The following is a 22193-nucleotide window of genomic DNA, read 5'->3' on the forward strand; positions in this document are numbered from 1 at the left end:
CAGTTGGAGCCAGATCCAACTTTCATCCCCGAAACAGCGTTCGTGACCGTTCGACTCGTCGAAGCGACCCGACTCATCCGACTCACCGGCGCCCGAGTCGAGGCCTATGAAGCACCCGTTGACCCTCCTGAACGCTCACTGAGACGCCCAGTGGTGGCTCCAACCCAAAACCACTCCTGCAAAAATGTGCAGAGCACTGCAAACAATCGCAACACCGGAGCGCTCGTGCAGGCACATTACCTTGTGCTTCCGGACGGAAGTCATCACGCCCCACAAGGCACACTGTAATGAGCATTGCAAGTCTTGATCGGCGACTCCCATCTTGCGGGTCTTGCCCCTTCGTGACCACCTTCACGATGTCGGACGCTGCCCTGTCCGTCTGGGCCAAGACCAACAAGTTGGGCCAGTACGGTCTCGACGGGAACCGCCTCCCGGCCACCGACACGCGCCTGCACTGGCTCCCACTACACCAGCACTTGAAGGACGCAGGCGACGCCGCAGCCAAGATCTGGGACGACTGGCTACCCAAGGTCACCCGCGAACTCATCACCTCTGCCCTACCCGACAGCATCCCTGAAACCGACCGCGAGACCACCGCACGAGCCATCGGAATCTTCCTCGCCGCGAGCCACGACGTCGGCAAAGCCACCCCCTGCTTCGCCGTCATGAACGACACCCTCGCCACCGAGATGCACCGCCACGACCTCGTCATCGAGGCCGACCTCAACGTCCGATCACCCGAACGCAAGACCCTCATGCATGCCCTCGCATCCCACTTCGCGCTGTCGGATTGGATGACCTCGGGCGACCCCACCGGACGCGACTACGACACCTCATGGCTCGGCTACATCCTCGGTGGACACCACGGTCGACACGGCACCGAACGGCTCGACAGCCTCGCCGCCACCGACCGCCTCTACGGCCCCGACGAGTGGGAACACGTCCGCGACGAACACCTCGAACGAGCCCTCTACCTCGCCGATCTGGACTTCGAAACCCTCATCGCCGTGTCCGTCAACCCGCCCAGCCAGCAGGTGCAGGTGCTGTACTCCGCGCTCGTCGTGTACGCCGACTGGCTCGCCTCCGCGACCGACCTGTTCCCGTTGTACCTGCACCAGCCCGGCGTACTACCCCCGGCCCAGAACCGCGACGACACCACCCGCAGCGACCCCGCATGGATCCGGCTCGGTTCCGTCCCGCCTCCGTGGGCGCCGTCGCTCGCGTGCTGCGAAGACGCCGACACCATGTTCGCCAGCCGATTCGTGCCCGGACGAGACGCCAAGGCCCGACCCGTCCAGCAAGCCGCCTACGACGCGGCCAACGAATGCGACCCCGCAAGCCTGCTCATCATCGAAGCGCCGATGGGTGAAGGCAAGACCGAAGCCGGGCTCATGGCCGCAGAGATCCTCGCGCACCGGTCCGGCGCCGGAGGCATCATGATGGCGATGCCGACGCAGGTCACCACCGACCGGATGTTCGACCGCATCATCGACTGGCTGAACAACTCCTCGGAGTCGCTGGACGACCACGGCAAGCACACCGTCTCCCTCGTGCACTCCAAGGCGTCCTACAACCAGCGACTCGAGACGCTTCGCCTTCCCGACGCGACCTTGGCTGAGGACGACCAGCACGCGTTCGCGCACGTGTGGCTCACCGGCCGCAAGACCGGGCTCGCGAACTTCGTCGTAGCGACCGTCGACCAGTTGCTCATGATGGCGCTCGCCGGACGGAACATCCCCATGCGGCACTTCGGCATCGCAGGCAAGGTCGTCATCATCGACGAAGCGCACGCCTACGACGCGTTCATGAACCGGTACATGGACGTCGTGCTGGAGTACCTCGGCTCGTACAACATCCCGGTCGTCATGCTGTCGGCAACCCTGCCTGTACACACCCGGCAGGACTTCATCGACGCGTACGTCCGCGGTCAGTCCGGGAACCCCGAGAAGAACCCACTCGTGCAGACCGACCTCAAGATCACCCCCGCTTACCCGGCCATCACGTGGTTCAGCCACGAAGGCAAGGGCATGCACAAGGCGGCCCCCGTGTCCCCGAAGGTGCAGGTCAAGATTGGTCGCTGGAACGAGAACGACCACCAGATGGCTCGACGTCTCGACGCGCTGCTGCGCAAGAACGGTCAACCCTCAGGGCGTGCGCTCATCATTCGCAACACCGTCAAGGGGGCACAGGAGACCTACCGGAACTTGCGCGAGCACTTCGGAGACGCGGTCCAGTTGATGCACGCGAGGTTCACCGACGGTGACCGTCTCGAACGTGACGCCCGCATCTCGACCATGTTCGGAGAGGGTAACGCCGCCGACACGTCGCTACAGATCCTCGTGTCCACGCAGGTCGTCGAACAGTCCCTCGACGTGGACTTCGACATGCTCGTCACCGACGTCGCACCCACCGACGTGCTGTTCCAGCGGATGGGTCGCATCCACCGACACCGGGCCCGCGACGGTCACCGGCCCGACCGACTCACCACCCCGCTGGCGGTGCTGCGACACGCGAACTGGCGCGTCGATGACGTCCTTAAACTCGGTGAGGCTGGCGCCTCGTCGTCGTTCATCTACGAGCACATGCTCATCTACCGGGCCATGCTGCAGTTCCGGAACCGGGCCACGGTCTCCCTACCCGGCGACATCGCCAAGATGGTGCACGTCGCCTACATGTGGGAGATCGAGTCGTTCCGTCCCGAGGAGGATCCGCTGATCAAACGGAACGCCAAGTACGCGGGCATCGTGAAGTGGGCGTGGCTGCAAGCCCGCACCCACCGTGAGGAGGCCCGCGCCCGTGCGGCCGCGTTCCTCATCCACTCGGTCACACAGCGCGCCGACTTCGGCAACCTCGCTCTCCTCGAGGGGTTCTTGTACAACGAGTTGGGCGGGCAGGCCCTTGACGCGTCGGTGCGTGACTCGCTCATGCCGACCGAGGTGATTCTGCTGGACTGCATCGACGCGGACGACGAGCCGGAGTTCTTCTTGCCGTCGGCGTCGTCGTTCGGTCCGGACTTGAAGGCCATCCCGATCACGCCCGGTCAACCGATCACCGATGATGCGCTACGGGAGGCGGTGAACGCGTGCTCGCTGCGAATCCCGGCGCACGTGTTCAACCGGTCCGACTCCGGGGGTTTGAAGATCCGGCACCAGTTCCATCCGGGGTGGACGGACTCGTTCAACGCCGGGCCCCTGTCCGGTAAGCCGGTCGTGTGGCTCGATACGCGTGAGCACGCGGCTCAGTTTGTCGCATATGACCGGGAGATCGGCGCCATCGTCTCCTGAGAGGGGAACACTCATGTGGGGGTTCGTCGCCATCGGGTTCGCCGGAGTCGTCACCGTGGCCGCGTTTGTCGCGTACGTGCATCTGCGCCGGGAGGTCGACGCCGTTCTTGTTGCGGCGCAGCGAGCCGAAGCAGATGCCCACGAGACCGTCACGCTGGCGCGTAAGGTGGCCGAAGGGTCACGGTTGCACGTTCAGGCTGAGCAGGCGGCAGCAGAGTTGAGCGCATCGGCCGCGACGTTCCGCGAGAAGGTCGACGTCATGTTCTCCGGATCGTGAAGGTTGATCTTCGCCTCGTGAACAGTAGGAGGAAGCAGTGAGCGCAAGCGACTGGGTGGAGGTCTGGTTCTATGCTGCGCTCGTGTTGGCGTTGGCGTCGTCGGTGCATTCTTTGCGTGGTGCGATGAAAGCGTCGAGGGCTGCGGAGGAAACGGCGACCCGGACGCTCGCGATGCTCGAGTCGTTGAAGCATGACCCGAACGCTGCTTTGCGGGCGCGCGCCGAGGAGCAGATGACGCTGGCGGAGGAAACGATCCGGGAGTCTCAACGTCTCATCGAGGAGGCGTTCGAGGACTACCACCGGCGTCGGTGAGTTTCGGTGGAGTTTTGGACACCCCTGCGGGTTGTCACGCCTGACCTAAACTCGCGGCAGCGCCTCGAAGAACGTGTCGAACCACGCTCGGGAGTCCGCGGCAGCGTTCTCGTTGACGACCTGCACGGCGGTGATCTTCACGAACCGGTCCCGATGCTTCTTGCCTGCGAACGACACGGGGACGTCTCGGACCACCCGGTCGTACGCGCTCGAGTCGGCGTCGATGTGCACTTCACATGACACGTGCACACTATAATGGGCACGACCTTGGTGAGAGACCTCCGTCAGAAGCGGCTCGATGGGTCCGTCATGAACACCGAGGACCAAGGGTCCGGTCGGCAGGAACGCCTTGCGGCCGAGGTAGGGCGTGAAGATGGGATGGTTGAGCGCTTCGGCGACCGCACGGGCATCACCGGCATGCTCGAACTCGATGAACGCGACGAACACTGCGTCGGCGAGGTACGCGCGCTGCGACAACGGGAACACGTCATCGCCGTTGCGGGCGGTCTGCAGGTCGTGCTCGATGACGCCGGGGGAGTCCACCCTGACCGCGAACCGCGTCTTCGCGAGCATCTCGATGGTGGCGTGATCGTCTCGTGCGGCGCCGAGGGCGGCCATGATGAGTCCGATGACACCGGACTTGGACGGCACCATGTCGGTGGCCCGGTCGGCGAATCGGCTGGTGGTTCCCCACGCCTGCATGGGAGCGGCGAGGCGGAGAACGAGGGTCGCGGTCGCGGTCACGGCGCGACGAGCCCGGCGGACCGGTCACCGATGACGTCGAGCAGGTGACCGAAGGTGGCTGAGGTCGTGTACGGGAACCGTGTGCCGGTGGTCGTGACCGTGTTGACGAGCCACCCGTCCACCGGTGCGCCCCACGTCGCACAGTGCGTCTCGTGGTAGTCCTCAAGCGCGTCGACGGACGGAGCCACGTACCCGCGACCGCTCGGGGCGACGGGGTACTCGAACGCGTTCACGTACGGCTCGGGACGTCCCTGACGGATGAGCGCGAGGAGCAGGTCAGGGCGGGTGTCGGCGTTGAAGGTGCCGCGCCGTCCCGCGGGGACCGCTTCGGCGAACGCACGCGTGAACGCACGGATTGCTGCACTCACGCGGTCCGGGCCGACGGTTTCGCGCATTTCGTCGAGGTTGATGGTGTGAAATCGGTAGAACGTGGCGGAGAGGAAGTCGTTCACGCCGAGGTGGGCGCCGAAGTTCCGGTCCGCTGCGTCGTCCATCCCGACGAACTCGTCGAACTCCAGATTGACTTCGTGGGTCGAGAGGGCATGCATGGCCGCACCGACCGACGAGACGTTCGCTTCGGGCAGGGCGGCGAGGGTGGAACCGAACAGGGCGACGTCGATGGGGACGTTGGTCTTGTCGGTGACGATGGCCGCGAGCGCCTTGGACACCTCGCTGGTGCCGGTCCGGCCGAGCGTGGTGAGCGCGTCGAGGTGGCTGGGCGTGAAGAAGAACGTCGACTTCAACTGCTTGGTCTTCGTGTCGAACAACAGCACCTTGTTGGACTTGTCGGCGAGGATCTTCCCGAGACCCTCGGCGGCCTTCGGGTCGTGCTCGCCGATGAGGCCGAGGATGTCACGGGTGCGGTACCCGTGCTCGATGTTCTGCTCCTCGGTGAGGTGCTCGCGGATGGCGGCGTTCCACGACTGCGAGGACACGCGGGCGCGCTGCACGCCACCGAACGTCGCGGTCTTCGGCATGCGCGACATGTCGGAGTTCAGGTTCGAGACGGGAACCGAGTGGAGGGCGTGGAAGTCCAGATGCAGGGCCATGTGTCGGTCAAGTCCCTACAGGTCGTGGTTTCGATCGGTTCGAGTGCGCAAACCCGTCCCGGGCCCATGCCCGCAACACCTGCTGACCGGCACCGGCCGAGATGGAGTGCAGGTCACGGCCGAGCGTGTCGTGGTCGAACCCGATCCCGGCGTTGCACATGAGCACGACGAGCGCCCGCAGGTGGACCCGGATGGCATCGGGGTTGTCGGCGTCGGCAAGGGACCGGGCCCGACGTTGCACCGAGGTGCCCCGCCGCTCGGTCAGTTCACCGAGGGCGAGACTGAACGGCTTGTCGGCGATGTGCTCGGGGATCCGGGTGACGTGACGACGCCACGACACGACCGGGCCGGACTCATGGTGCGGGTGTTCGTACACGACGCCTGACCCTGATGTGATCGCGGCGACGTTGCGGCGCATCCACGTCTCGACCTCCGAGAGCGCAGGCCGGGTCCGTGAGGGAAGGAAGCGGGTCTCACCGGCTCGGTCGAAGTGAGTCTCGGCGACGGGCCGCAACTGCTCGAGGACGTCGGCGACCCAGTCGGGGCGAAGGGCTTCGTAGGAGATGGTGTCGCGGGAGCGTCGTGACCGGCCGCCGGTTCCGGTGGCGACGCGGGTGAGGAAGTCGGGCCAGATGGTCGCGACTCGCGCCATGAGGTCGGTGCCGTGGCCTCCGTCGGGTCCGCCGGTCTTGGTGATGGCTTGCCGGATCTCGTCGACGAGCCGGACGGCGTCGGCGATGGCTGCTTCGATGACGGGGCGCACCAGCCCCGCGTTACCCAACAAGTTGTGCCCGATGGTGAGGTTGTGGTCGGCGAGTTCCCGGTAGCGGGCCTTCTGGTCGGCCCAATGGATTGTGACGACACGGAACGTGCCAGACCCGGCGTTCGTGGCGGCCGCGAGGCGTTGACCCCACAGGACGACTGGCGCGGGCTTGACCCCCTCGCCCTCGCGGGTGGTGAGGAACGCTCCGGCTTCCTTCCATGCCGAGTGCGCGGCTGGGACCGTCAACGTGACCCGCTTTCCGCCGGGCTTCTCCCGCCACCCGACCATCGGCTCGAACTCATACGCGTCCTGACGTCCCATCACGTCCCCGGGCGCCCGGACCACGGCAATGACACGGTCGTCTTCGGTGACGAGGGAGAACCGGCGAGACTGCCACGTGAGCGCGTCTACGACACCGGTGACCTTCCGGCTCGACACGTCTTCGGCCATCACGGACGCGTTCAAGGCCTTGTCGGTGAAGTCGAGGTCCGAGTCGAGTCCGCCGTCGTGGTCGCGTTCCCACGCGGGTAGGTCGTCTGGGCCGCTGGTGGTGAGGTCGGGGGAGAGGATGAAGTTCGCGAACAGGGTCTCGCGCAGGTTCGGCTCGGCCGCCATGACCACCGAACCGCGGGTCGTGGGTGCGGGCTTCGGGTACTGGCGAACCCCGGGCTGTGTCTGGGCGTGCGGGCTGGTCTTGGAGACCTTGTCGAACGCTTGCGCGGTCACGAGCCATCGTGCGGCCTCAGCGAACCCGAGCGACGTCACATCGAGGGGGAGACGCGAGGACAGGATCCGACGGTTGCCCATGTTGACCTCATGCTCAGGCAGGAGGCGAGTGACCGGATTCTCGACCCACGACTGCCGGGTCGCACGGATGTCGGTCCGGTCGGTCGCGGCGATGGCGGTCTGGTAGAACGGCTGCTCGGGGTCGAACAGCCAGAACCGGTCATGCTGGTCGGTCAGGTAGGTGTCGATGCGGGTGCCCGTGTCGGCGCCGGTACGCAGAGGCTGCCACGCGTTGATGGACCGTTCCGGGAGGGCCCGGTACATGACCGCGAGGAGCAGGCGGGTGATGGCGACGTCTACGGTCGCGAGTTCACCGGCAAGAGAGTGAATGTGGTCCCAGCGGGTGAACACGTCACGCAGGGACAGTTCGACGGTGTCACCGGCGAGGAGTAGGCACGGGATCCACGGCTCGTCGATGAGGTTGAAGCGGCGCTGTTCGAGCGCGTACCTCATGTCGTCGACCATGCACGTTTCTATGCGAGGTCAGGCGCTCACATGAAGGATCAGGGAGCGACCCTCGAGGCGCGTCGGGCCCGGACGACGAAGTAGAGAATGACCGCGAACATCGGGACGTTCACGGCATGTGACGCGAAGATGGGGATGTCGTGGTTGAACGCCCCATACATCATCCAGAGGGTCGAGTGGACGAGCATGAGCAGCATCGACCCGACGGAAACGCCCGCGAGTGCCGCGTAGTCGTTGCGCTGCTGGACGGTTCGAATGGTCTGCGGGAACGCCATCACGATCTCGATGGCGGCGGCCGAGTAACCGACGGTCGCGACGAGAGCCGGGTCGATCACTGGCCTGCGAACGCGCCGGGCAGTAGGCGTCGCAGCAGCCACCGCTTCCACGCGGGCGCGTACGTGTAGGCGGTCTGGATGCTCGACTGCAGGGTGGGGCTCATGACGACACCAAGGTCTTTCGAACAGTGGACTCGATCGGAACTGCTCCGGTCGGGACCATGAGGGTGTGTGGGGTGAAGTCCCATATGTGGGACGTCAGAGTGGTTGTAGTCCCAGATGTGGGACTTCATGCGCTAGTCGTGGCGCAGATACAGAACGTCCCCGCCACGACCAACGCGACGGGGACGTTCTATGAGCGTGTCGCTCAGTCGAGGAAGTCGAAGTCGTCGTCGGAGACCTCTTCGACCTTCGCCATCGCGTACGAGCCGGTCGCCGAGAAGAAGTCGTGCGTCACGGCGCCCAACTGGAGGCCGTTGAGGATCGCGGGGTTGACGTCCTCCTTCGGGAACAGCGGGTCGTAGCCGAGGTTCGCGAGGGCCTTGTTGCCGTTGTAGCGGATGAACTTCTTGACGTCCTCGGTCAGGCCGATGCCGTCGTACAGATCCTGCGTGTAGCGGACCTCGTTCTCGTACAGTTCCTCGAGCAGGTCGTACGCGAACTCGCGGTACTCCTCCTGCTTCTCGGCCGACAACTGCTCGACGGCCTTCTGGTACTTGTAGCCGATCGCCTGACCGTGCACGGCCTCGTCACGGATGATGGCCTTGATCATGTCGCCGGTGTTGACGAGACGACCGATGGACTGCCAGTACAGCGGCAGGTAGAAGCCGGAGTAGAACAGGAACGACTCCAACATCACCGAAGCGACCTTGCGCTTGATCGGGTCGTCACCCTTGTAGTAGCCGTCGCAGGTGCTGGCCTTGAACTGCAACTCCGGGTTGTCCTCCGACCAGCGGAACGCGTCGTTGATCTCCATCGTCGAGCAGAGCGTCATGAAGATGCTGGAGTACGACTTGGCGTGGATGGTCTCCATGAACTGGATGTTGGACAGCCATGCCTCCTCCTGCGGGGTGACCGCGTCCGGGATGAGGCTGATGGCGCCGGACGTGCCCTGCAGTGTGTCGAGGACGGTCAGGCCGGTCAGGACACGCATGGTCAGCAACTTCTCCGCCTCACTGAACCCGGCCCACGACTTGATGTCTTGGGAGAGCGTGAACCGTTCGGGGATCCAGAACTGCGAGATCAACTGGTCGTAGATCTGGACGTCGAACGGATCCTCAGGGTTGTTCCAGTTGATGCCCTTGTAGGACGGGGAGACATCGCTCGGGTTGGTGGTGCTCATCTGTGGTGCGTTCCTCTGTCAGTGGGTTGGTACTTGCCTCTATGCGCGACGGACGCGCGACATTGGCGGGGACAGAGAAGGTGTGCGGTTCAGAGATCTAGTTCGCAGCGGGTCTTGCCGTAGTCGTAGGTGCGACGGAGGCCGTTGAGGTCCGCGAGTTGACGTTCGGTGAGGCGCTCGTCGTATCGAAGGTTCGGGTACCGCTTCGCTACACAGGGCCGATCGGTTCGACCGACTCGTGCGGGCTTGAAACGGGTATGAGCGAGCAGAACGAGACGACCCTCACCGTGGACGACATCCCGGAGGGCTGGGAGGACACCATCACCGCGAAGGTGAACGGGATCCTCGGCGAGTGGTGCCTCATGAGCGGCTGCGTCTGGATCAAGTCGTACGGCGACTTCGTACGCGTCATGCCGCTCCCGTTCGTCAGCACCGTCGAACGGGTCGAGACGTACAACCCCGACACCCACAAGGTCATCCAGCGCGGAACGCCAGTCCCGTACGAGTACCAGACGCCGAGCCGTCGCCTCGACATCCCCGACGGCTTCAAGAACTCCATCATCGGTCGCCTCAACGGCGCCATCGGTGAGTTCTGCCGCAAAGACGGCTCCATCTGGATGAAGGCGCCGGAGGGTTCATGGGAGCGCAAGATGCCCGACGAGGACAATCAAGTCGTGGAGTTCGAGCCGCTCGAAGTGTTCAACCCCGACACCCACACCGCCGTCACACACGAGAAGGCTGAGTACCTGTGAGCATCTCCAACGGAACCATCACCGCCATCGGGGCCGGAGTCGCAGCGGCCATCACCGCTTCGGGCGCGGAGTCACTGTACGTGGTTGCCGGTGGCTTGACGGCCGCCGTCCTCTGGGTGCTCGGTCAGGAGATCTCCGACGCGGTGAAGGACGGTCGTCAGCGCCGCGAGGACCAGCGGGTCGGCGGAGAACGTGAGCGTGCGTGGGCCGAGTCGCGGGCCATGCCCCGACCGGTCGCCGACTCGGAGTACTCCAACCTGTTCTGACCACTCGATCGAGCAGAGGGTCGCGTGCGGGCTTGAACCCGGCATGAGAATCGAGTTCACCGACACGAACATGCTGGGGCCTGTCCCGCGGTACTCCGTCTGGATGGGTGTCATGTCCGTTGTCATCGCGTTGTGGCTCACCGTCGTGAACCAGCACGCCTCTCGATGGTTGTTCGCTCTGTTCGGTGTCGTCATCATCGGCGCGTGGTTCGCCCTGCTGGTCAAGGCCGAACAGGCGCTCATCGCCGCAGCGGACGACCGAACCGCAGACTTCCGCGCCCAGATCGCCGACACGTTCGGTATCGAAATGACCGGTGAGCAAGCCCACCGCCTCACCCGTCACGGCCACGTGAACGTCCCGGTCGATGACCACACCACATTCGAGGTCACCTACCGTGATGGCGTCATGTCCGTGATCAAGGTCAAGCGTGAGCCCATCCCGGCTCGCCTCTCGGGGGTAGAAGCAGCATAAACGCAGAGAAGTTCTTCCGTAGAGCCGCACGGATCAAAGCCGCTCGTCTTCTGATCCTGTTGTGGTGTGTCGGCAACGTAGCCTTCGCGGTCTACAACATCGCGTTCGGGGCCGAACTGGCGATGGCAGCCAAGTTGCTCATGTCGATCGCGTGCGTGTCCCTCGTGTCCGCGCCGGTGGATGATAACAGTCGGATCCTTGTGGAACAGTTCGAGGCGGCGCTCCAAGCGCATGGCATCCACACGAACGCGGCCCGGCTCCTGCGAACGAAAAGCGTCCCGCCGACGGCGACGAGCCCCGGCTACACGTACACCGACGGCATGGTCGTCGAGATGGAGGAACCGTATGTCGAGCACGAATGAGGAACTGACTTCGGCTGCGAAGGCTCGCGTGCGTCGCCGCAGCGAACTGCGCCGTCAGGCCGCAGCGGAGGGCCGGAACTTGCCGGAGGAGTTCAAGGAGCGATTGCGGGCACAGTTCCAGACCGGTGCCGAGGAGGCCGCGGACATCGTGGACGCGAACCGTCACACGGTCCTGCTCGAGGACGCGTGGATGGGACCGATCGAAACCCGGTGAACAGTGGGCCTTGGGTTTGGCATGGACTTCACGTACAACCCCAAGCACAGTCCGGATCAGTCTCGACGTGTCCGGTCAGCGATGGCCGCACTAATCGTCCTGTCCTTCGTACTGGCGTTCGCGCCGCGCTTCATCGACACGACCACCATCCAGATCGGTGTCAGCGTCATCGGCTCTGTCTTCTGGGTCGCGATCGCCGTCTACGTCATCCGCTCGAACGCGGCCCTCGGTGCCGACGAACGCGACGAGGTCGCGCGACGCCTGAACACCGAGCATGGGGTGTCGCTCACGAGCGAGGACGTCCGCTACCTGCTGTCAGCCAAGCAGCCACTCCGGGTTACTGAGGGTGACACCCGGTACGAGTTCTTCTACGACGGTCAGACCATCACCGTCGAGCAGTCTCCGACTCGGGAGACGGTGTGAGTACCGCAACGCCCGGCGTGGCTGAGAAGTTCACCCTGCTGCCGCGACCGTGGTGGGCGCGCAAGAACGCCATCGTGTGGGCTTTGGCCTACCTGCTCGCCGGTTTCGTTGGCCTCGGGCTCCTCAGCAAGAACAACTTCACCGGCATCGCGGGCATCCTGTTCGACATCGCCTGCTGGGTCTTCGCCCTGTCCGCGCTCGCCTCGTACTTCATCGCTCACGCGTCCCAACGAGCCTACGACGAGTGGAAGGCCGAACGAGCCCGCCAACTCGACGACGACATCACGGCCGTCGTCAGCGCGGACATCTACCCGATGCGGATCGCTGAGATTCTCCTCGAGCGTGGCCGTGCAGGCATGTGGGTTCGCGATGACGGCACCGGCAACGAAGCCGAGTTCATCTACTCGTTCCATCGGGGCGTGTCCACGGTGAAGAAGGTCGCGTGGGTTCGCCAGTTCCCTGAGTAACCCGATGAGCCTCAGGGCCAACTGGTGGTCGAGAAGACCAACAGCGAGCAGTTGCTCGTCACGTTCACCAGTACCAAGGTGAGCGTCTCGAGCGTCGTCCCGACGGTCGGCGCCGAGATGTAGTGACGTCGTTCACAGGTCATCGCATGTAGACGGACATGGCGGGCTACGGGTACCTGTACGAGGGGCCGGGCACCCGCATGTCCACCCTCGTCATCGTGGCCCTGTCCTCGACTGTCGCCATCTCGGCCGGGTGGGGCTGCACCGAACTGCCGGACCTACTCATCGCGCCAGCGGTCATCATCTCGTGTTCCGCCGCGGTCATCGCTCTGCTGTGTCTGCAGCGGGAGGTCAGGTGGCGGGACGCTCACCCGGATCGGGTTCGGGCAAGGTTCATTGACGATGTGGCGGCCGAAACGCACGTGGTCATGTCGGACGCCGAAGCGGACACGCTCATCGACACTGGTGAACTGCTGGTGGAACATCCGCACGGGAATCATCTGCTTACGTTGATCGATTCCGCGTTGTCGGTCCGTCACTTCCAGAACTGACAAGACCCCACCCGAGAGTCCGGGCGGGGGTCTTGTTCATGAGGATGGCGTCAGGCGTTGCATTCGGGGCAGTCCTCGCGGGGGATGATGTGGTCGCCCTCCTCGTGCTCGCTCACGATGTCGGCGCAGTTCCCGCAGTAGCCGTCCCATCCCTGACCGTCGTCCGTGAGTTCGAAGCATCCGCTTGTCCGGCACACGTCGTCGGCCTGCTCGGCGAAGTTCCCTCGGTCGTCCATCATCGCGGCGGACGTGTACTGGAACACGACGCGGTCGCTGGAAAGAGTGTCGAGGCCGGTGAGGTCGGCCGGTGCGTCGTCCAGACCGAGGAGGTAGCCGGTGGCGGTGTCGTGTAGTTCATGCCAAGGACCGTCTGGCGTCTCACGAACGATGAACTTCGAGTCCCCTCGGTAGCCGTCGTCGATGTCGTACTCGTCCCACAGCGCGGCGAACTGGACACCGTCGACCTCGGCGGCGAAGTCGGAGATGTCGATGTCGTCGTACCCGTTCTCGAACCGGCCGCGGTTCTCCTCGATGGCGGCGATGGCGTTGGCGATGGGGGAGTCGGCGCCGATGAGGTTGGCGGGCTTGACCCCTTCGGGGCGGGTGGTCTCTTGGAAGCCCTGAACGCCGGGGGTGGCGTTGACCGGCTTGCCGTTCTTGCCTGTGACAGTCATGCGGGGAAGGTGTGCGGGGTCGGCTCAGAATTCGTGGTCGCGGAACCAGCCCGCGTTCTCCTGTAGCCACATCTCGTGCTGCATGTGCGCTTCGTAGTCCGCGTCGAACCCGGGATGACATTCGGTCTTCCCGCACGTCATTGCGTCCGCGTTGAACAACGGCTCACCGCAACCGCCGCACCGGTACGCGGGCTCGTCGTTCTCGTCCACCGGGATGTCCGGATGGAACGACGGGCTGCACCGCCACCCCGAGCAGGCCGGGTCGGTGCACCGGCCGCAGGTCGCGGGACCGGTAGCCTCGAGCGGCTTGACCGCCTCGGGCAGTTGCTTCTCGGTGAACTCACCGTAGTCGCCGCGAGGGTGCAGCAGAGGGTTGAAGGCGTTCATGCATCGCGGGTATGCGGGAACGACGCGTCCCTCCCTTCATTTAGATCGGGAGAGGTGCCATGTGAGGGCTTAAACGGGGCATGACCAAGAAGGACGTCGTTGAGCGGCTCGCGGACGCGATCACCGAGGCCGCGCTGCAGGTCTCCGACGGCACCCGCCCCATCGACCCGGACGACGCCAAGCAGATCGCCCAGATGCTCGTCTACGGCACCGACGCCGCGATGCCCGTCTGGCTCACCCCCGCAGGGCTCGACGTCCTGACCACCTTCACCGTGAACATCGAGGCCTGAACCATGACCGTGTACATGATCGTCGAGGAGCACCGCTACTTCCAGAACGACATCGGCGGCAGCACCCACAACGTCACCGACTCGAAACTGCTGACCGGCCGGTACTTCACCAACAAGAACGCCGCGCAGAAGGTCTGCGACGACCTCACCCGTGAGGCCACCGACGCGTACGCGGACTACGTGGCCCAGATGAAGGCCGTCAACGCGGACCGGACCGAGGCCTACCATACCGAGGAGCGCCGCTACGGGATCCTCAAGTCGGCCGGAGAGGACGTCGCCCCGCCCGAGCCGATCAACCTCATCGAGATCCTTGGGTTCACCGACTGGTCCCACCTGAACTACGCCGACGTGTACGTCCTCACGGCGCACGAGCGAGACGAAGCGGACACCGAGGGGGCCTCGTAATGACCGTCTACATGATCAAGGCCGACCGTCACTACTACGACGGTGAGGGGTTCCGCGCCAACGACGTCACCGATCATGAGGTCGGCTACTTCACCGACGAAGACGAAGCCGACCAGTACGCCCGCGGCCTCAACGTCGTCAACGACGACCAGTACGCCGCGTACATCGACCGCATCGACGAGAGGAACGAGAAGGCGTGCGCTGACTACGCCACCGCGAGCAAAGCGCACAACGTCCTCGTCGCCGCCGGGCTCCCCTCGGATGAGCCACGCCGCCCGGACCAGTCCTCGCCGATGTCCTACAACCAGTGGCTGTACGCGCACGACATCATCACGTACAGGGTCGTCACCGTCGGCCGCGCCAACGCTGTCGTGGAGTAGTCGCCGTGATTGGTGGTGAGATCAAGGTGTCGTTCTGTTCGACGTCGAGGAGATGGGTCGAGCCGTCACTGACGCGGACTGATCGAGCCCGACCGCACCTGCGGGCTTGAACGGGTATGACGATCAACACGGCGTACCCGTTCGACGACGACACCCTCATCATCGGTGACGAGAACGAGGGGACGACGATGGTCGTCACCTTCAACCGGCCCACGCCTCAGGGGAAGGGCCGTCGTCTGACGCTCGTCGGTGCGCACTTCCAGAGCATCAACAGCGGCGATGGCGTCTCGGACATCTGGATGCGGAGCCGGTACGGCCACCGCGACAACGAGCACGCCCGCATCATCACCCTGTCGCTCGAAGTCGTCGGCCTCACCCCGAAGGTCGGTCTCGGCGCCGTCCGGTTCGGCGGTTGGCTCCGACAGATGACCTACCACGACCTCGGCTTCTACGCCGCGGACATGGGTGGGGGTGAGTTGTCCGACTACGCCCCGTACTGCGGCCGCCACGACCACCCCGCGGAGTGCAACCTCGACTGGTGCAGCGAGGACCACTACGTCGGTATGCCGTACACCCCGCCGAACGTGTACACGGCGATGCTTCCCGTCGAGATCGACCTGTGCCCGAACACCCGGTACGGGTTCCGGAACGTCAAGACGAACCACATCATGGGCGACGTCGTGTTCTACGACCGTCCCGAGTCCGCGCCCGACGGGTTCGAGGTCGTCGTGTCGGTCGCAGGCGGCGACTGGCAGGCCGTCCTGTGAGCGAGGGCATGCACGGGGACACACGCGGGAGCCTGTTCGACAACCTGCTCCGGCTCGACGACGAGTTCGTTCGGTCCACGATCGAGAACCTGCCGTACGACACCATCGACCCCGACGCCGATCTGGTCGAGGAGATCGACAGGCTCATCATGGGCGAGTTCGCCGACACGCCTACGGTCGCGCTCATCATCGCCGACTACACGCGGGACATGTGGAAGGCCTTCGACTACGACCTCGACGCCGACCCGCTCAGCAGCACGGCACGCGAGATGCGACCCGAGTTCACCGTCCGCACCATCCGGTTCCTACGCGCCATCTTCATACGCGACCGAGACGAACGATGAGCAGTCGGGTCTAGTTCTCGACGAGGGTGACAGCGATGCGTGCGAACTTGCGCGTCACGTCCTCCGGCAGGTCGTACACGTCCGACCACCGGGCCTCGAACACATCAGCAGGTTCCACCAGAGGCCACGCGGTGTCAGGTTCGAACTGTCGGTGCGTCCAGTCCACATACTCGACTGCCCCGTCCTCGCGGGTCACCCGGGTGACGTAGTGCTGCCAGAACTCGAGCGAGACCTCATGCCACGGCTCGTGGGCGTCAGGGTACGCGCGGGTCGGGCCGACAACCTGCACCCATTCGGCGTCAACGCCGTCGTCGAGGAGTCGTTCGGTGTAGACGGCTGAGGTGACCTTGCAGCGGTCGAAGGCGCCTGCCGGGGTGTCGATCGGGCCGAACTCGGCACGCAGATCCACGTCCGCCATCTGGTCCGCGCCGAGCACCTTCAACGACTCCGCCTTGGCCCCAGATCGAGCGCCACACCGGCAGCCGGTATGAGCGAGTCGGCCGCCGCAGTTGGTGACGCCGGGATGAAACGCGCTGCTGGTCATGACGTGCCGGTGTGTGGCTGGACGCTCACATGTAGGACGTCATCAGGGTCGGCGCCGACGGCAGGTGAGTGTGCTTGAACGCCCGGTCCGACTTCTGGAACGGCGGCACCGGGATGGTCGTCTCGCCGGACTGCGCGAGCATCGTCGGGACGAGGTCCGGCGCCAACTCCGGCATCCGCGTCCACGTCGGCGACTGCCACAACAAGTGGATGTTGTCGAGGATCGCGTTTAGCCCGAAGTCGGTCGGCTCGAACGGGATCGCGGACGCGTCCGTGAGGGACACTTCCTCCCACGTCGACTGGTCGCCAGCGAACAGGTCACCGGTCGGTGTGTCCACCACGAGGTCGAGGAACCGTTCACTGATCTGGTGACGTCCGGGGAAGAACTCGGTCCACGACGCGACAGCGAACCGGGCGGCGACGGACTCGCGCGCGGTGCCGGGGTAGCGACGAAGGATGGACGCGATCTTCTTGTACACCTCGGCGCGTAGAGCGTCGGCTCGACCTTCGGGTGCAGCAATGACGAACAACATCATGAACCCCGAGTCGTTCAACGGACGGTCGTTGATCAACTCGGCCCATCGTTCCACCTTCCGGGTGAAGGACTCACCGGCGGACGCAGTGATCTCCACGGCGATGCGCAGGCCGTCCGGGCGCACGAGGCACAGGTCAGCGGACCGCCGATCCTCAAGTGTGGGACGACCGATCCCGGACCCGGCGAGAAGGTCGGTGGTCGTGAACTTCTCACCGAGCACACCCGAGAGGTCGATGAACTCCGCGCACCGCAAACCGAACTCGGTCGCGAGGACGTTGTGCCGGTCGAACTGGCCGCCACGCTCCCAACCCTGCCCGCCGGTGAGGGACACCCATTCGGTGTAGGTGAGGTCGGCCAGCAGTGGTTCGATGGCCTTCTCGTTACCGATCCGGTACAGCACGGTCCGGTCCAAACCGGACTTCGTGATGAAAGCGTTGGTGGTCGCGTAACCGATCTCGATGATGCCGAGACGGAACAACGCCGAGATCAACTTCGAGCGCGGGTTCGCCGCTCCACGGCATCCGCTCATCGCCTCGATCTGTTCGCCGGACAGGGTGCGCCACGACGTCAGCACGGCAAGGAACCGGAGCGTCTCCTGCATCGTTCGGTTGTTCATCACCTGAGCCCACGCGACCTCCTCACTGATCTGGTACGCCTTCGGCAGGAACGTGACACCGACGTTGCTGGTTCTGGCCAGACCGTCGTAGTTCGTCCATGACGCGATGGACCCGGACACCCACATTCGGTCCCAGTACGGGTCGAGTCGCTGGTCCGTCGAGAGGCCTCCCTCGAGCGGGGTGAACAGTTGGTTCGCGTGCAGCGCCGCCGTCGTCTTGGTGCGGTCGGCGGGGAACACCATGCTCACAGCGGGACGTCCAACTCCGGGTAGCCGTCATCGTTCACCGGGGTGAACGGCGCCGGAGTGGCGGGTCGCATCGGAGCGACTGGGACGGTCGGAACGAGCGCCGGAGTGGGGTCCGGGACGTAACCCTGATCGGTGACGAACGAGTCGATGTTCCCCTCGAAGTCGGCGATGCGTGCGGAGTACGCCTGCTGCCGCTTCTTGTCGAACTGGGCGCGGATGGCGGCCGTGTACGGAGGCAGGTGCTGGATCATGTCGCGGGTCCAGTCACCGTCGGTCTCGATGGCGGCCGCGATCTCCTCGGAGGTGTACCGCTCGTCTTGCACGAACGAGATCAGGTTGACGAAGTTGAGGAACACCGAACGGACATCGGACGGCAACTGCTCGGGCCGCTGGGTGGCGAAGAACGGACGAACTCCGAACGACCGGCCCTGATCTCGAACCCAGCGCAGCACCTCCGAGGAGTGACCGGCGAGGAGGCTCAACTCGTCGGAGAAGATGGACACGGACTTGCCTTGGGCGTCCCACTCGACACAGTGCCGAGCGATCGCTTCCTTGAGTGTGAACAGCAGCATCGAGGAGATCTGTTGGGAGAGTCTCTCGGGTACCGCGTCACCGTTCTCGGACGCGCCGGTGTTCACGATGACGGTCTGGTGTGAGACGAGGATGTCACGCCACGACATCTTCGGTCGGGCGTCGGAGAACCACGACCCGCCAGCGGACTCCAGCAACTGGAAGGACTTGTTCGCGGCGGCTTCGACGTAGGACCGGAACTGCGACTCGGTGCGCTCGCTGATGTCACGCAGGGCGGTGGCCGACTCGATGTACTGGGTGGCGTACACGACGTAGTTCTCGGCCGCGGCACGACCTGCAGGGTCGGTGTACTGACCGGCGTTGAGCGCGTCACGGATGGGCCCCAACTGCCGTTCCATCTCGTTGGCCGAAGCGATGACAGCCGAGCACAGTTCGATGGCCGCCTTGTACCCCTTCGAGCCGAGGATGACGTTCGCGTAGTAGAGGGCACCGCCGTCGGTTCGCAGGTTCTCCGACGCCATGTTCGAGGCCACGTCCGGGGTCACGCACAGGCCTCCGGCGACGGCGGTCACGAGGATGCGGAACGACCGGTCCTGAATGGAGTCCTTGCCGAACGCGTAGATCATCGCGTTGACGAAGAAGTTGGCTCGCTCGTTGAACGAGCCGGGCACGTCGAGCATGTCGATGGCGTACGAGTCGTGCCGGTTCAAGTCGATGACGAGGATGTCCTCACCGACACGGTCTGCCCACTTGCGGTAGGAGGGAACGCCGCCGCCCTTGGATTCGAAAGCGATGAGGGTGTTGCTCACGCCGGGGAACCCGGGAAGCCCGGACGGCTTGCGCTTGTCGAGCATCGACCACGCGAACAGTCCGTGGATGAGTCGCGACTTGCCGGAGCCGGGGGAGCCGACGACGGCGGTGCCGTACAGGGTGGACGCAGCAGACAGGTGAACGCGGCCGGAGGACGTCTCTCCGATGTACGGTCCAACCCGGTCGAGGAACACCGGGGGCACCTGTTCGTGGGAGACGATGCGTTCACCGGACGCGACTCCGGCTTGTGGTGCGACGAGCCCGACGATGACGGTCGGGCCGACGCAGAACGTGTTCTTCGCGAACGGATAGTCACCGTCTTCGGCGTTGATGGTCTTGCCGTTCTTGGTGTACTCGCCGTGGGGCTTCTTGTATCGGACGCCGTGCCACTTGCCGGGGGTCTCGAACCATGTGAAGTCGTTGGCGTTCGCGAGTTCGAGCCAGTGGCCGCGGCCGACCTTCCAGCCTCGCCAGCGGGCGATGAACCACGGCGCGGCGAAGGTGGCGACGGCGGCGAACAGGTACGTGAACGGGGCGAGCGCCGGGACGAAGAACGACGCGATGGTCGCAGCGAGCGCGACCCCGACGACGGCTCCGAGAGGTCCGGCTTCGGTGGCTCGGGTGGGTGTCTTGGGCTTGGTGTCGAGATCGAATCCGGGCAGGGCGACGGCCAACTTCTCGAGGAGGATTTTGGTGCCGAGCGCGGAGTCTGACCCGGCGGTCACCTTGATGACGAGTGGGGTCAGGCCTTGCGTGTGGTGGGTCGGGTTGTTCATGCCGAGCCGGTGTGACAGCCACGCGCGGTGGCGGTTCTTCTCGGTGTTGGTGGTGCGGCGGAATGTGATGGCGACCCACGAGCCGGGGTCGTCGAGGACGGTGACGAGGGAGCGGGAAAGTTCGCTCGGGTCGATGCCTGCGGTGGTCTCTCGGGCGGTGGCTCCGCGACGGTTGAGGACGAGGTGACCGACGGAGGCGGTGTCGAGTTCGGGGAAGTCGACGACGTCGTGCTTCGCGCCGATCGCCGCGCCGAGGTCGAGGGCGATCTTCTCGTCGGAGCGTGGCGCGATGAGGTAGTCCTCGAGGCCGCGGTCGGTCTTCTTCACGAGGAGTGTGGCGTGTTCGCGCTCGCTGATGTTGGCGGCGAAGGTGTTGGCGCGGGACGCGAAGGTGGCCGGGTTGTCGTCCATGTCCTTGGCTCGGGTGAGTCGGAACACGGTCGTCTGATCGTGGCGGCGGGCCATCGGTGGGGCTCCTCGATTGGTGTGGTTTGTCCACATGGGGTGGACAGGGGCTCGAGAATCCACATGCGACACTTTCGAACACACAGCATGGGTGATTCACCCCGATTCGCGGTACGCGCACGGGTGGGTGCGTTCGGGTCAGAATCCCCAAAGGAGCCCAACAGAACGGGCCCACGAGGGAACCCGAGGTTTGAGGGGACAATAAAGTGGGTTCGAACATGTGTTCTTCGAACAGTTGTTCACAGTGTCGTCCCCATCGTGTTGTCGCTTCTGTGGACGGGATGCTTGTTGTGTTGGGCTCACTGTGGTGGGCCGTGACTCGTCACGGGCGCCATCATGTTTGTGCTTCACGGTGTTCGTCACGTCACTGATGCGCGCCACGTGTACTCGACACGACCCCCATTGCGGTGGTGACGGGTGAGCGGCTCCAGATGTGGTGCGTGGTGGACGGGGTCGTCACCAGCAACCTGTAATGGCCTTCGGCCATTGCCTGTCACCTCTCGTTGGTGTGTGCACGGTCTGGTCTTGGCGGTCATGGGATCGTGTCGCTGCCACGGCATGTTCGAGCATCATCATGGTCACCAACACGGACATCAGAACGGGTCAGGGCGTCACTGTTTTTCTGCGTCACGAAGTGGCGCTACACCAAGAGGATTCTGTACGAGATCCTTCACGGTAGAACGTCACGAGTCTCGTCACGAGTGGGGTTCACTTCGAGAACCATCACGGGCATCGTCACGCTTAGCGTGACAGCCCGACAGGTGGTGACGGGGGAGCGGCTCCAGACACCGTAGGTGGCACAGGCGTGCCACACCAGCAACCTCCTGACGCGCTCCGCGCGTCAACAAAACGAGCGTCGCTCCGCGACGCGGAACGCCCCACAAGACGAGTGCCCCACGAAGCGAAGCACGACACGAGTCCCGCAACGATCTCCATCACGACGAACCGTCCACCATCACGAGCGACAGCGAGAGAAGCCGACGGCGAAGCCGGAGGCTTCTATAGGGCTGCGGCTACCGCCGGACCCGCACTATTTCGCTCACGGTCGTTCGCGGTGGATTGGCGAAGTGCGGCGGCTGGCGCGGCGGCTGGTGCTCGGCCGGGCTGTTGTGGTGGCCGCGATCGCGGTGGTTCGACGTAGACGCGTGGCCGATCTTGCGGCAGGGTGCCGCCCGATGTCGAGGGTCCGATCGAACCGGGCGCGGGTGCGGGCTTGACGGTGGCATGAGTTCTTCCGAGACCAACACAGGCGCCCGCCGTGGCCCCAGCGCAATCTTCATGCTCGCGTACCTGATCGCTCTCATCGGCGGCAGCATCGCGTTCGTGATCCTCGTGGTGAACCCCCACCTCAACTCCCTCACGCTGGACCGGGTGAAAGAGCAGTTCCCGGGCGTGAGCATCGAGGCTCCGGAGGGGAGACTGCATGATGAGGGACGGTGGGTGATCGACGGTGTGGAGAAGACGTGCGCCGTGGTGAGGAAGACGCTCATGTGTGCCGAGTCGGGTGCATAGGTGTGGGCATGAGTCGGAACAAGAAGCCCAACTTCACGACGATCACCGCGCGTGCCCTGATCGTGTGCGTGGTCATCGGTCTGGTCGCGTCGATCGTGTCCCCG

Annotated in this window: 27 protein-coding genes; 17 read left to right on the forward strand and 10 right to left on the reverse strand. The window is 64.7% G+C overall.

Annotation, left to right across the window (positions count from 1 at the left end; all coding sequences use genetic code 11):
- The first annotated feature begins 341 nt into the window (after positions 1 to 341).
- From cas3 to AB3M81_RS08185, 3 genes are read left to right on the forward strand one after another with little or no spacing between them, the layout of a single operon-like run.
- A complete protein-coding gene (gene cas3 / locus AB3M81_RS08175) occupies positions 342 to 3284 on the forward strand; it encodes a CRISPR-associated helicase Cas3' (RefSeq protein WP_412903397.1) in 2943 nt (980 codons plus the stop codon).
- A 13-nt stretch (positions 3285 to 3297) separates the two neighbouring features.
- On the forward strand, positions 3298 to 3561 hold the full coding sequence (locus AB3M81_RS08180; RefSeq protein ID WP_412903398.1) for a hypothetical protein: 264 nt from the start codon (positions 3298 to 3300) through the stop codon (positions 3559 to 3561).
- A gap of 37 nt (positions 3562 to 3598) precedes the next feature.
- On the forward strand, positions 3599 to 3874 hold the full coding sequence (locus AB3M81_RS08185; RefSeq protein ID WP_412903399.1) for a hypothetical protein: 276 nt from the start codon (positions 3599 to 3601) through the stop codon (positions 3872 to 3874).
- Positions 3875 to 3919: 45 nt separating this feature from the next.
- Here AB3M81_RS08185 and cas5e read toward each other — a convergent pair whose 3' ends face one another.
- From cas5e to nrdF, 5 genes are all read right to left on the reverse strand, one after another.
- Entirely contained in the window at positions 3920 to 4618 is a 699-nt protein-coding gene (cas5e, locus tag AB3M81_RS08190; protein WP_412903400.1) for a type I-E CRISPR-associated protein Cas5/CasD, read from the reverse strand.
- Positions 4615 to 5667 carry a type I-E CRISPR-associated protein Cas7/Cse4/CasC gene (gene cas7e / locus AB3M81_RS08195; protein ID WP_412903401.1) on the reverse strand — a complete coding sequence of 351 codons (1053 nt, stop codon included), beginning with the start codon at positions 5665 to 5667 and terminating at the stop codon, positions 4615 to 4617. The genes cas5e and cas7e overlap by 4 nt, the downstream gene beginning before the upstream one ends.
- 7 nt (positions 5668 to 5674) lie before the next feature.
- Complete coding sequence (gene casA, locus AB3M81_RS08200; protein ID WP_412903402.1) at positions 5675 to 7669, reverse strand: type I-E CRISPR-associated protein Cse1/CasA; 1995 nt, start codon at positions 7667 to 7669, stop codon at positions 5675 to 5677.
- A gap of 50 nt (positions 7670 to 7719) precedes the next feature.
- Complete coding sequence (locus AB3M81_RS08205; protein WP_412903403.1) at positions 7720 to 8016, reverse strand: hypothetical protein; 297 nt, start codon at positions 8014 to 8016, stop codon at positions 7720 to 7722.
- Between the two features lie 307 nt (positions 8017 to 8323).
- Complete coding sequence (gene nrdF / locus AB3M81_RS08210; RefSeq protein WP_412903404.1) at positions 8324 to 9298, reverse strand: class 1b ribonucleoside-diphosphate reductase subunit beta; 975 nt, start codon at positions 9296 to 9298, stop codon at positions 8324 to 8326.
- 257 nt (positions 9299 to 9555) lie between these two features.
- On the opposite strand from nrdF, the gene AB3M81_RS08215 reads away from it, so the two are divergent.
- From AB3M81_RS08215 to AB3M81_RS08250, 8 genes are all read left to right on the forward strand, one after another.
- Positions 9556 to 10050: a hypothetical protein gene (locus AB3M81_RS08215; protein ID WP_412903405.1), complete on the forward strand. Its 495-nt coding sequence runs from the start codon at positions 9556 to 9558 to the stop codon at positions 10048 to 10050.
- Complete coding sequence (locus AB3M81_RS08220; RefSeq protein ID WP_412903406.1) at positions 10047 to 10316, forward strand: hypothetical protein; 270 nt, start codon at positions 10047 to 10049, stop codon at positions 10314 to 10316. Before AB3M81_RS08215 ends, AB3M81_RS08220 begins: the two co-directional genes overlap by 4 nt.
- 112 nt (positions 10317 to 10428) lie before the next feature.
- Complete coding sequence (locus AB3M81_RS08225; RefSeq protein WP_412903407.1) at positions 10429 to 10788, forward strand: hypothetical protein; 360 nt, start codon at positions 10429 to 10431, stop codon at positions 10786 to 10788.
- Positions 10789 to 10847: 59 nt separating this feature from the next.
- Entirely contained in the window at positions 10848 to 11150 is a 303-nt protein-coding gene (locus AB3M81_RS08230) for a hypothetical protein (RefSeq protein ID WP_412903408.1), read from the forward strand.
- Between the two features lie 28 nt (positions 11151 to 11178).
- The gene (locus AB3M81_RS08235) at positions 11179 to 11364 is read left to right on the forward strand and encodes a hypothetical protein (protein ID WP_412903409.1); all 186 of its coding nucleotides are present in this window, start codon (positions 11179 to 11181) and stop codon (positions 11362 to 11364) included.
- Between the two features lie 81 nt (positions 11365 to 11445).
- A complete protein-coding gene (locus tag AB3M81_RS08240) occupies positions 11446 to 11787 on the forward strand; it encodes a hypothetical protein (RefSeq protein WP_412903410.1) in 342 nt (113 codons plus the stop codon).
- Complete coding sequence (locus AB3M81_RS08245) at positions 11784 to 12254, forward strand: hypothetical protein (RefSeq protein WP_412903411.1); 471 nt, start codon at positions 11784 to 11786, stop codon at positions 12252 to 12254. The genes AB3M81_RS08240 and AB3M81_RS08245 overlap by 4 nt, the downstream gene beginning before the upstream one ends.
- Before the next feature lie 158 nt (positions 12255 to 12412).
- Positions 12413 to 12805 carry a hypothetical protein gene (locus AB3M81_RS08250; protein WP_412903412.1) on the forward strand — a complete coding sequence of 131 codons (393 nt, stop codon included), beginning with the start codon at positions 12413 to 12415 and terminating at the stop codon, positions 12803 to 12805.
- 50 nt (positions 12806 to 12855) lie between these two features.
- Here the strand turns inward: AB3M81_RS08250 and AB3M81_RS08255 are convergent, their stop codons facing one another.
- Complete coding sequence (locus tag AB3M81_RS08255; protein WP_412903413.1) at positions 12856 to 13479, reverse strand: hypothetical protein; 624 nt, start codon at positions 13477 to 13479, stop codon at positions 12856 to 12858.
- Between the two features lie 24 nt (positions 13480 to 13503).
- Entirely contained in the window at positions 13504 to 13866 is a 363-nt protein-coding gene (locus tag AB3M81_RS08260) for a hypothetical protein (RefSeq protein WP_412903414.1), read from the reverse strand.
- An 80-nt stretch (positions 13867 to 13946) separates the two neighbouring features.
- Between AB3M81_RS08260 and AB3M81_RS08265 the strand changes: the two genes are divergently transcribed.
- From AB3M81_RS08265 to AB3M81_RS08285, 5 genes are all read left to right on the forward strand, one after another.
- Positions 13947 to 14156, forward strand: a complete 210-nt coding sequence (locus AB3M81_RS08265; RefSeq protein WP_412903415.1) for a hypothetical protein — start codon at positions 13947 to 13949, stop codon at positions 14154 to 14156.
- Between the two features lie 3 nt (positions 14157 to 14159).
- Positions 14160 to 14561, forward strand: coding sequence for a hypothetical protein (locus tag AB3M81_RS08270; RefSeq protein WP_412903416.1), 402 nt, complete (start codon positions 14160 to 14162; stop codon positions 14559 to 14561).
- On the forward strand, positions 14561 to 14941 hold the full coding sequence (locus AB3M81_RS08275) for a hypothetical protein (protein WP_412903417.1): 381 nt from the start codon (positions 14561 to 14563) through the stop codon (positions 14939 to 14941). Before AB3M81_RS08270 ends, AB3M81_RS08275 begins: the two co-directional genes overlap by 1 nt.
- 116 nt (positions 14942 to 15057) lie before the next feature.
- Positions 15058 to 15708 (forward strand): hypothetical protein, encoded by a 651-nt coding sequence (locus tag AB3M81_RS08280; RefSeq protein ID WP_412903418.1) that lies wholly within the window; start codon positions 15058 to 15060, stop codon positions 15706 to 15708.
- An 8-nt stretch (positions 15709 to 15716) separates the two neighbouring features.
- Positions 15717 to 16052: a hypothetical protein gene (locus AB3M81_RS08285; RefSeq protein ID WP_412903419.1), complete on the forward strand. Its 336-nt coding sequence runs from the start codon at positions 15717 to 15719 to the stop codon at positions 16050 to 16052.
- Positions 16053 to 16062: 10 nt separating this feature from the next.
- Here AB3M81_RS08285 and AB3M81_RS08290 read toward each other — a convergent pair whose 3' ends face one another.
- From AB3M81_RS08290 to AB3M81_RS08300, 3 genes are read right to left on the reverse strand one after another with little or no spacing between them, the layout of a single operon-like run.
- Positions 16063 to 16596: a hypothetical protein gene (locus AB3M81_RS08290; RefSeq protein ID WP_412903420.1), complete on the reverse strand. Its 534-nt coding sequence runs from the start codon at positions 16594 to 16596 to the stop codon at positions 16063 to 16065.
- A 25-nt stretch (positions 16597 to 16621) separates the two neighbouring features.
- A complete protein-coding gene (locus tag AB3M81_RS08295) occupies positions 16622 to 17995 on the reverse strand; it encodes a hypothetical protein (RefSeq protein ID WP_412903421.1) in 1374 nt (457 codons plus the stop codon).
- Complete coding sequence (locus tag AB3M81_RS08300) at positions 17992 to 20550, reverse strand: type IV secretory system conjugative DNA transfer family protein (protein ID WP_412903422.1); 2559 nt, start codon at positions 20548 to 20550, stop codon at positions 17992 to 17994. Before AB3M81_RS08300 ends, AB3M81_RS08295 begins: the two co-directional genes overlap by 4 nt.
- A 1251-nt stretch (positions 20551 to 21801) precedes the next feature.
- On the opposite strand from AB3M81_RS08300, the gene AB3M81_RS08305 reads away from it, so the two are divergent.
- Complete coding sequence (locus AB3M81_RS08305) at positions 21802 to 22089, forward strand: hypothetical protein (RefSeq protein ID WP_412903423.1); 288 nt, start codon at positions 21802 to 21804, stop codon at positions 22087 to 22089.
- Positions 22090 to 22193: the final 104 nt, after the last annotated feature.

It is taken from the genome of Aeromicrobium jepli, from assembly GCF_047246605.1.
In the GTDB taxonomy this organism is placed as follows: Bacteria; Actinomycetota; Actinomycetes; order Propionibacteriales; family Nocardioidaceae; genus Aeromicrobium.

Excerpts from the sequence above, each read along its gene's own strand:
- AB3M81_RS08180 (WP_412903398.1), top strand. The coding sequence starts at position 3,298 with ATGTGGGGGTTCGTCGCCATCGGGTTCGCCGGAGTCGTCACCGTGGCC.
- cas7e (WP_412903401.1), bottom strand. The coding sequence starts at position 5,667 with ATGGCCCTGCATCTGGACTTCCACGCCCTCCACTCGGTTCCCGTCTCG.
- casA (WP_412903402.1), bottom strand. The coding sequence starts at position 7,669 with ATGAGGTACGCGCTCGAACAGCGCCGCTTCAACCTCATCGACGAGCCG.
- nrdF (WP_412903404.1), bottom strand. The coding sequence starts at position 9,298 with ATGAGCACCACCAACCCGAGCGATGTCTCCCCGTCCTACAAGGGCATC.
- AB3M81_RS08215 (WP_412903405.1), top strand. The coding sequence starts at position 9,556 with ATGAGCGAGCAGAACGAGACGACCCTCACCGTGGACGACATCCCGGAG.
- AB3M81_RS08225 (WP_412903407.1), top strand. The coding sequence starts at position 10,429 with ATGTCCGTTGTCATCGCGTTGTGGCTCACCGTCGTGAACCAGCACGCC.
- AB3M81_RS08240 (WP_412903410.1), top strand. The coding sequence starts at position 11,446 with ATGGCCGCACTAATCGTCCTGTCCTTCGTACTGGCGTTCGCGCCGCGC.
- AB3M81_RS08250 (WP_412903412.1), top strand. The coding sequence starts at position 12,413 with ATGGCGGGCTACGGGTACCTGTACGAGGGGCCGGGCACCCGCATGTCC.
- AB3M81_RS08255 (WP_412903413.1), bottom strand. The coding sequence starts at position 13,479 with ATGACTGTCACAGGCAAGAACGGCAAGCCGGTCAACGCCACCCCCGGC.
- AB3M81_RS08260 (WP_412903414.1), bottom strand. The coding sequence starts at position 13,866 with ATGAACGCCTTCAACCCTCTGCTGCACCCTCGCGGCGACTACGGTGAG.
- AB3M81_RS08265 (WP_412903415.1), top strand. The coding sequence starts at position 13,947 with ATGACCAAGAAGGACGTCGTTGAGCGGCTCGCGGACGCGATCACCGAG.
- AB3M81_RS08270 (WP_412903416.1), top strand. The coding sequence starts at position 14,160 with ATGACCGTGTACATGATCGTCGAGGAGCACCGCTACTTCCAGAACGAC.
- AB3M81_RS08275 (WP_412903417.1), top strand. The coding sequence starts at position 14,561 with ATGACCGTCTACATGATCAAGGCCGACCGTCACTACTACGACGGTGAG.
- AB3M81_RS08280 (WP_412903418.1), top strand. The coding sequence starts at position 15,058 with ATGACGATCAACACGGCGTACCCGTTCGACGACGACACCCTCATCATC.
- AB3M81_RS08285 (WP_412903419.1), top strand. The coding sequence starts at position 15,717 with ATGCACGGGGACACACGCGGGAGCCTGTTCGACAACCTGCTCCGGCTC.
- AB3M81_RS08290 (WP_412903420.1), bottom strand. The coding sequence starts at position 16,596 with ATGACCAGCAGCGCGTTTCATCCCGGCGTCACCAACTGCGGCGGCCGA.
- AB3M81_RS08305 (WP_412903423.1), top strand. The coding sequence starts at position 21,802 with ATGAGTTCTTCCGAGACCAACACAGGCGCCCGCCGTGGCCCCAGCGCA.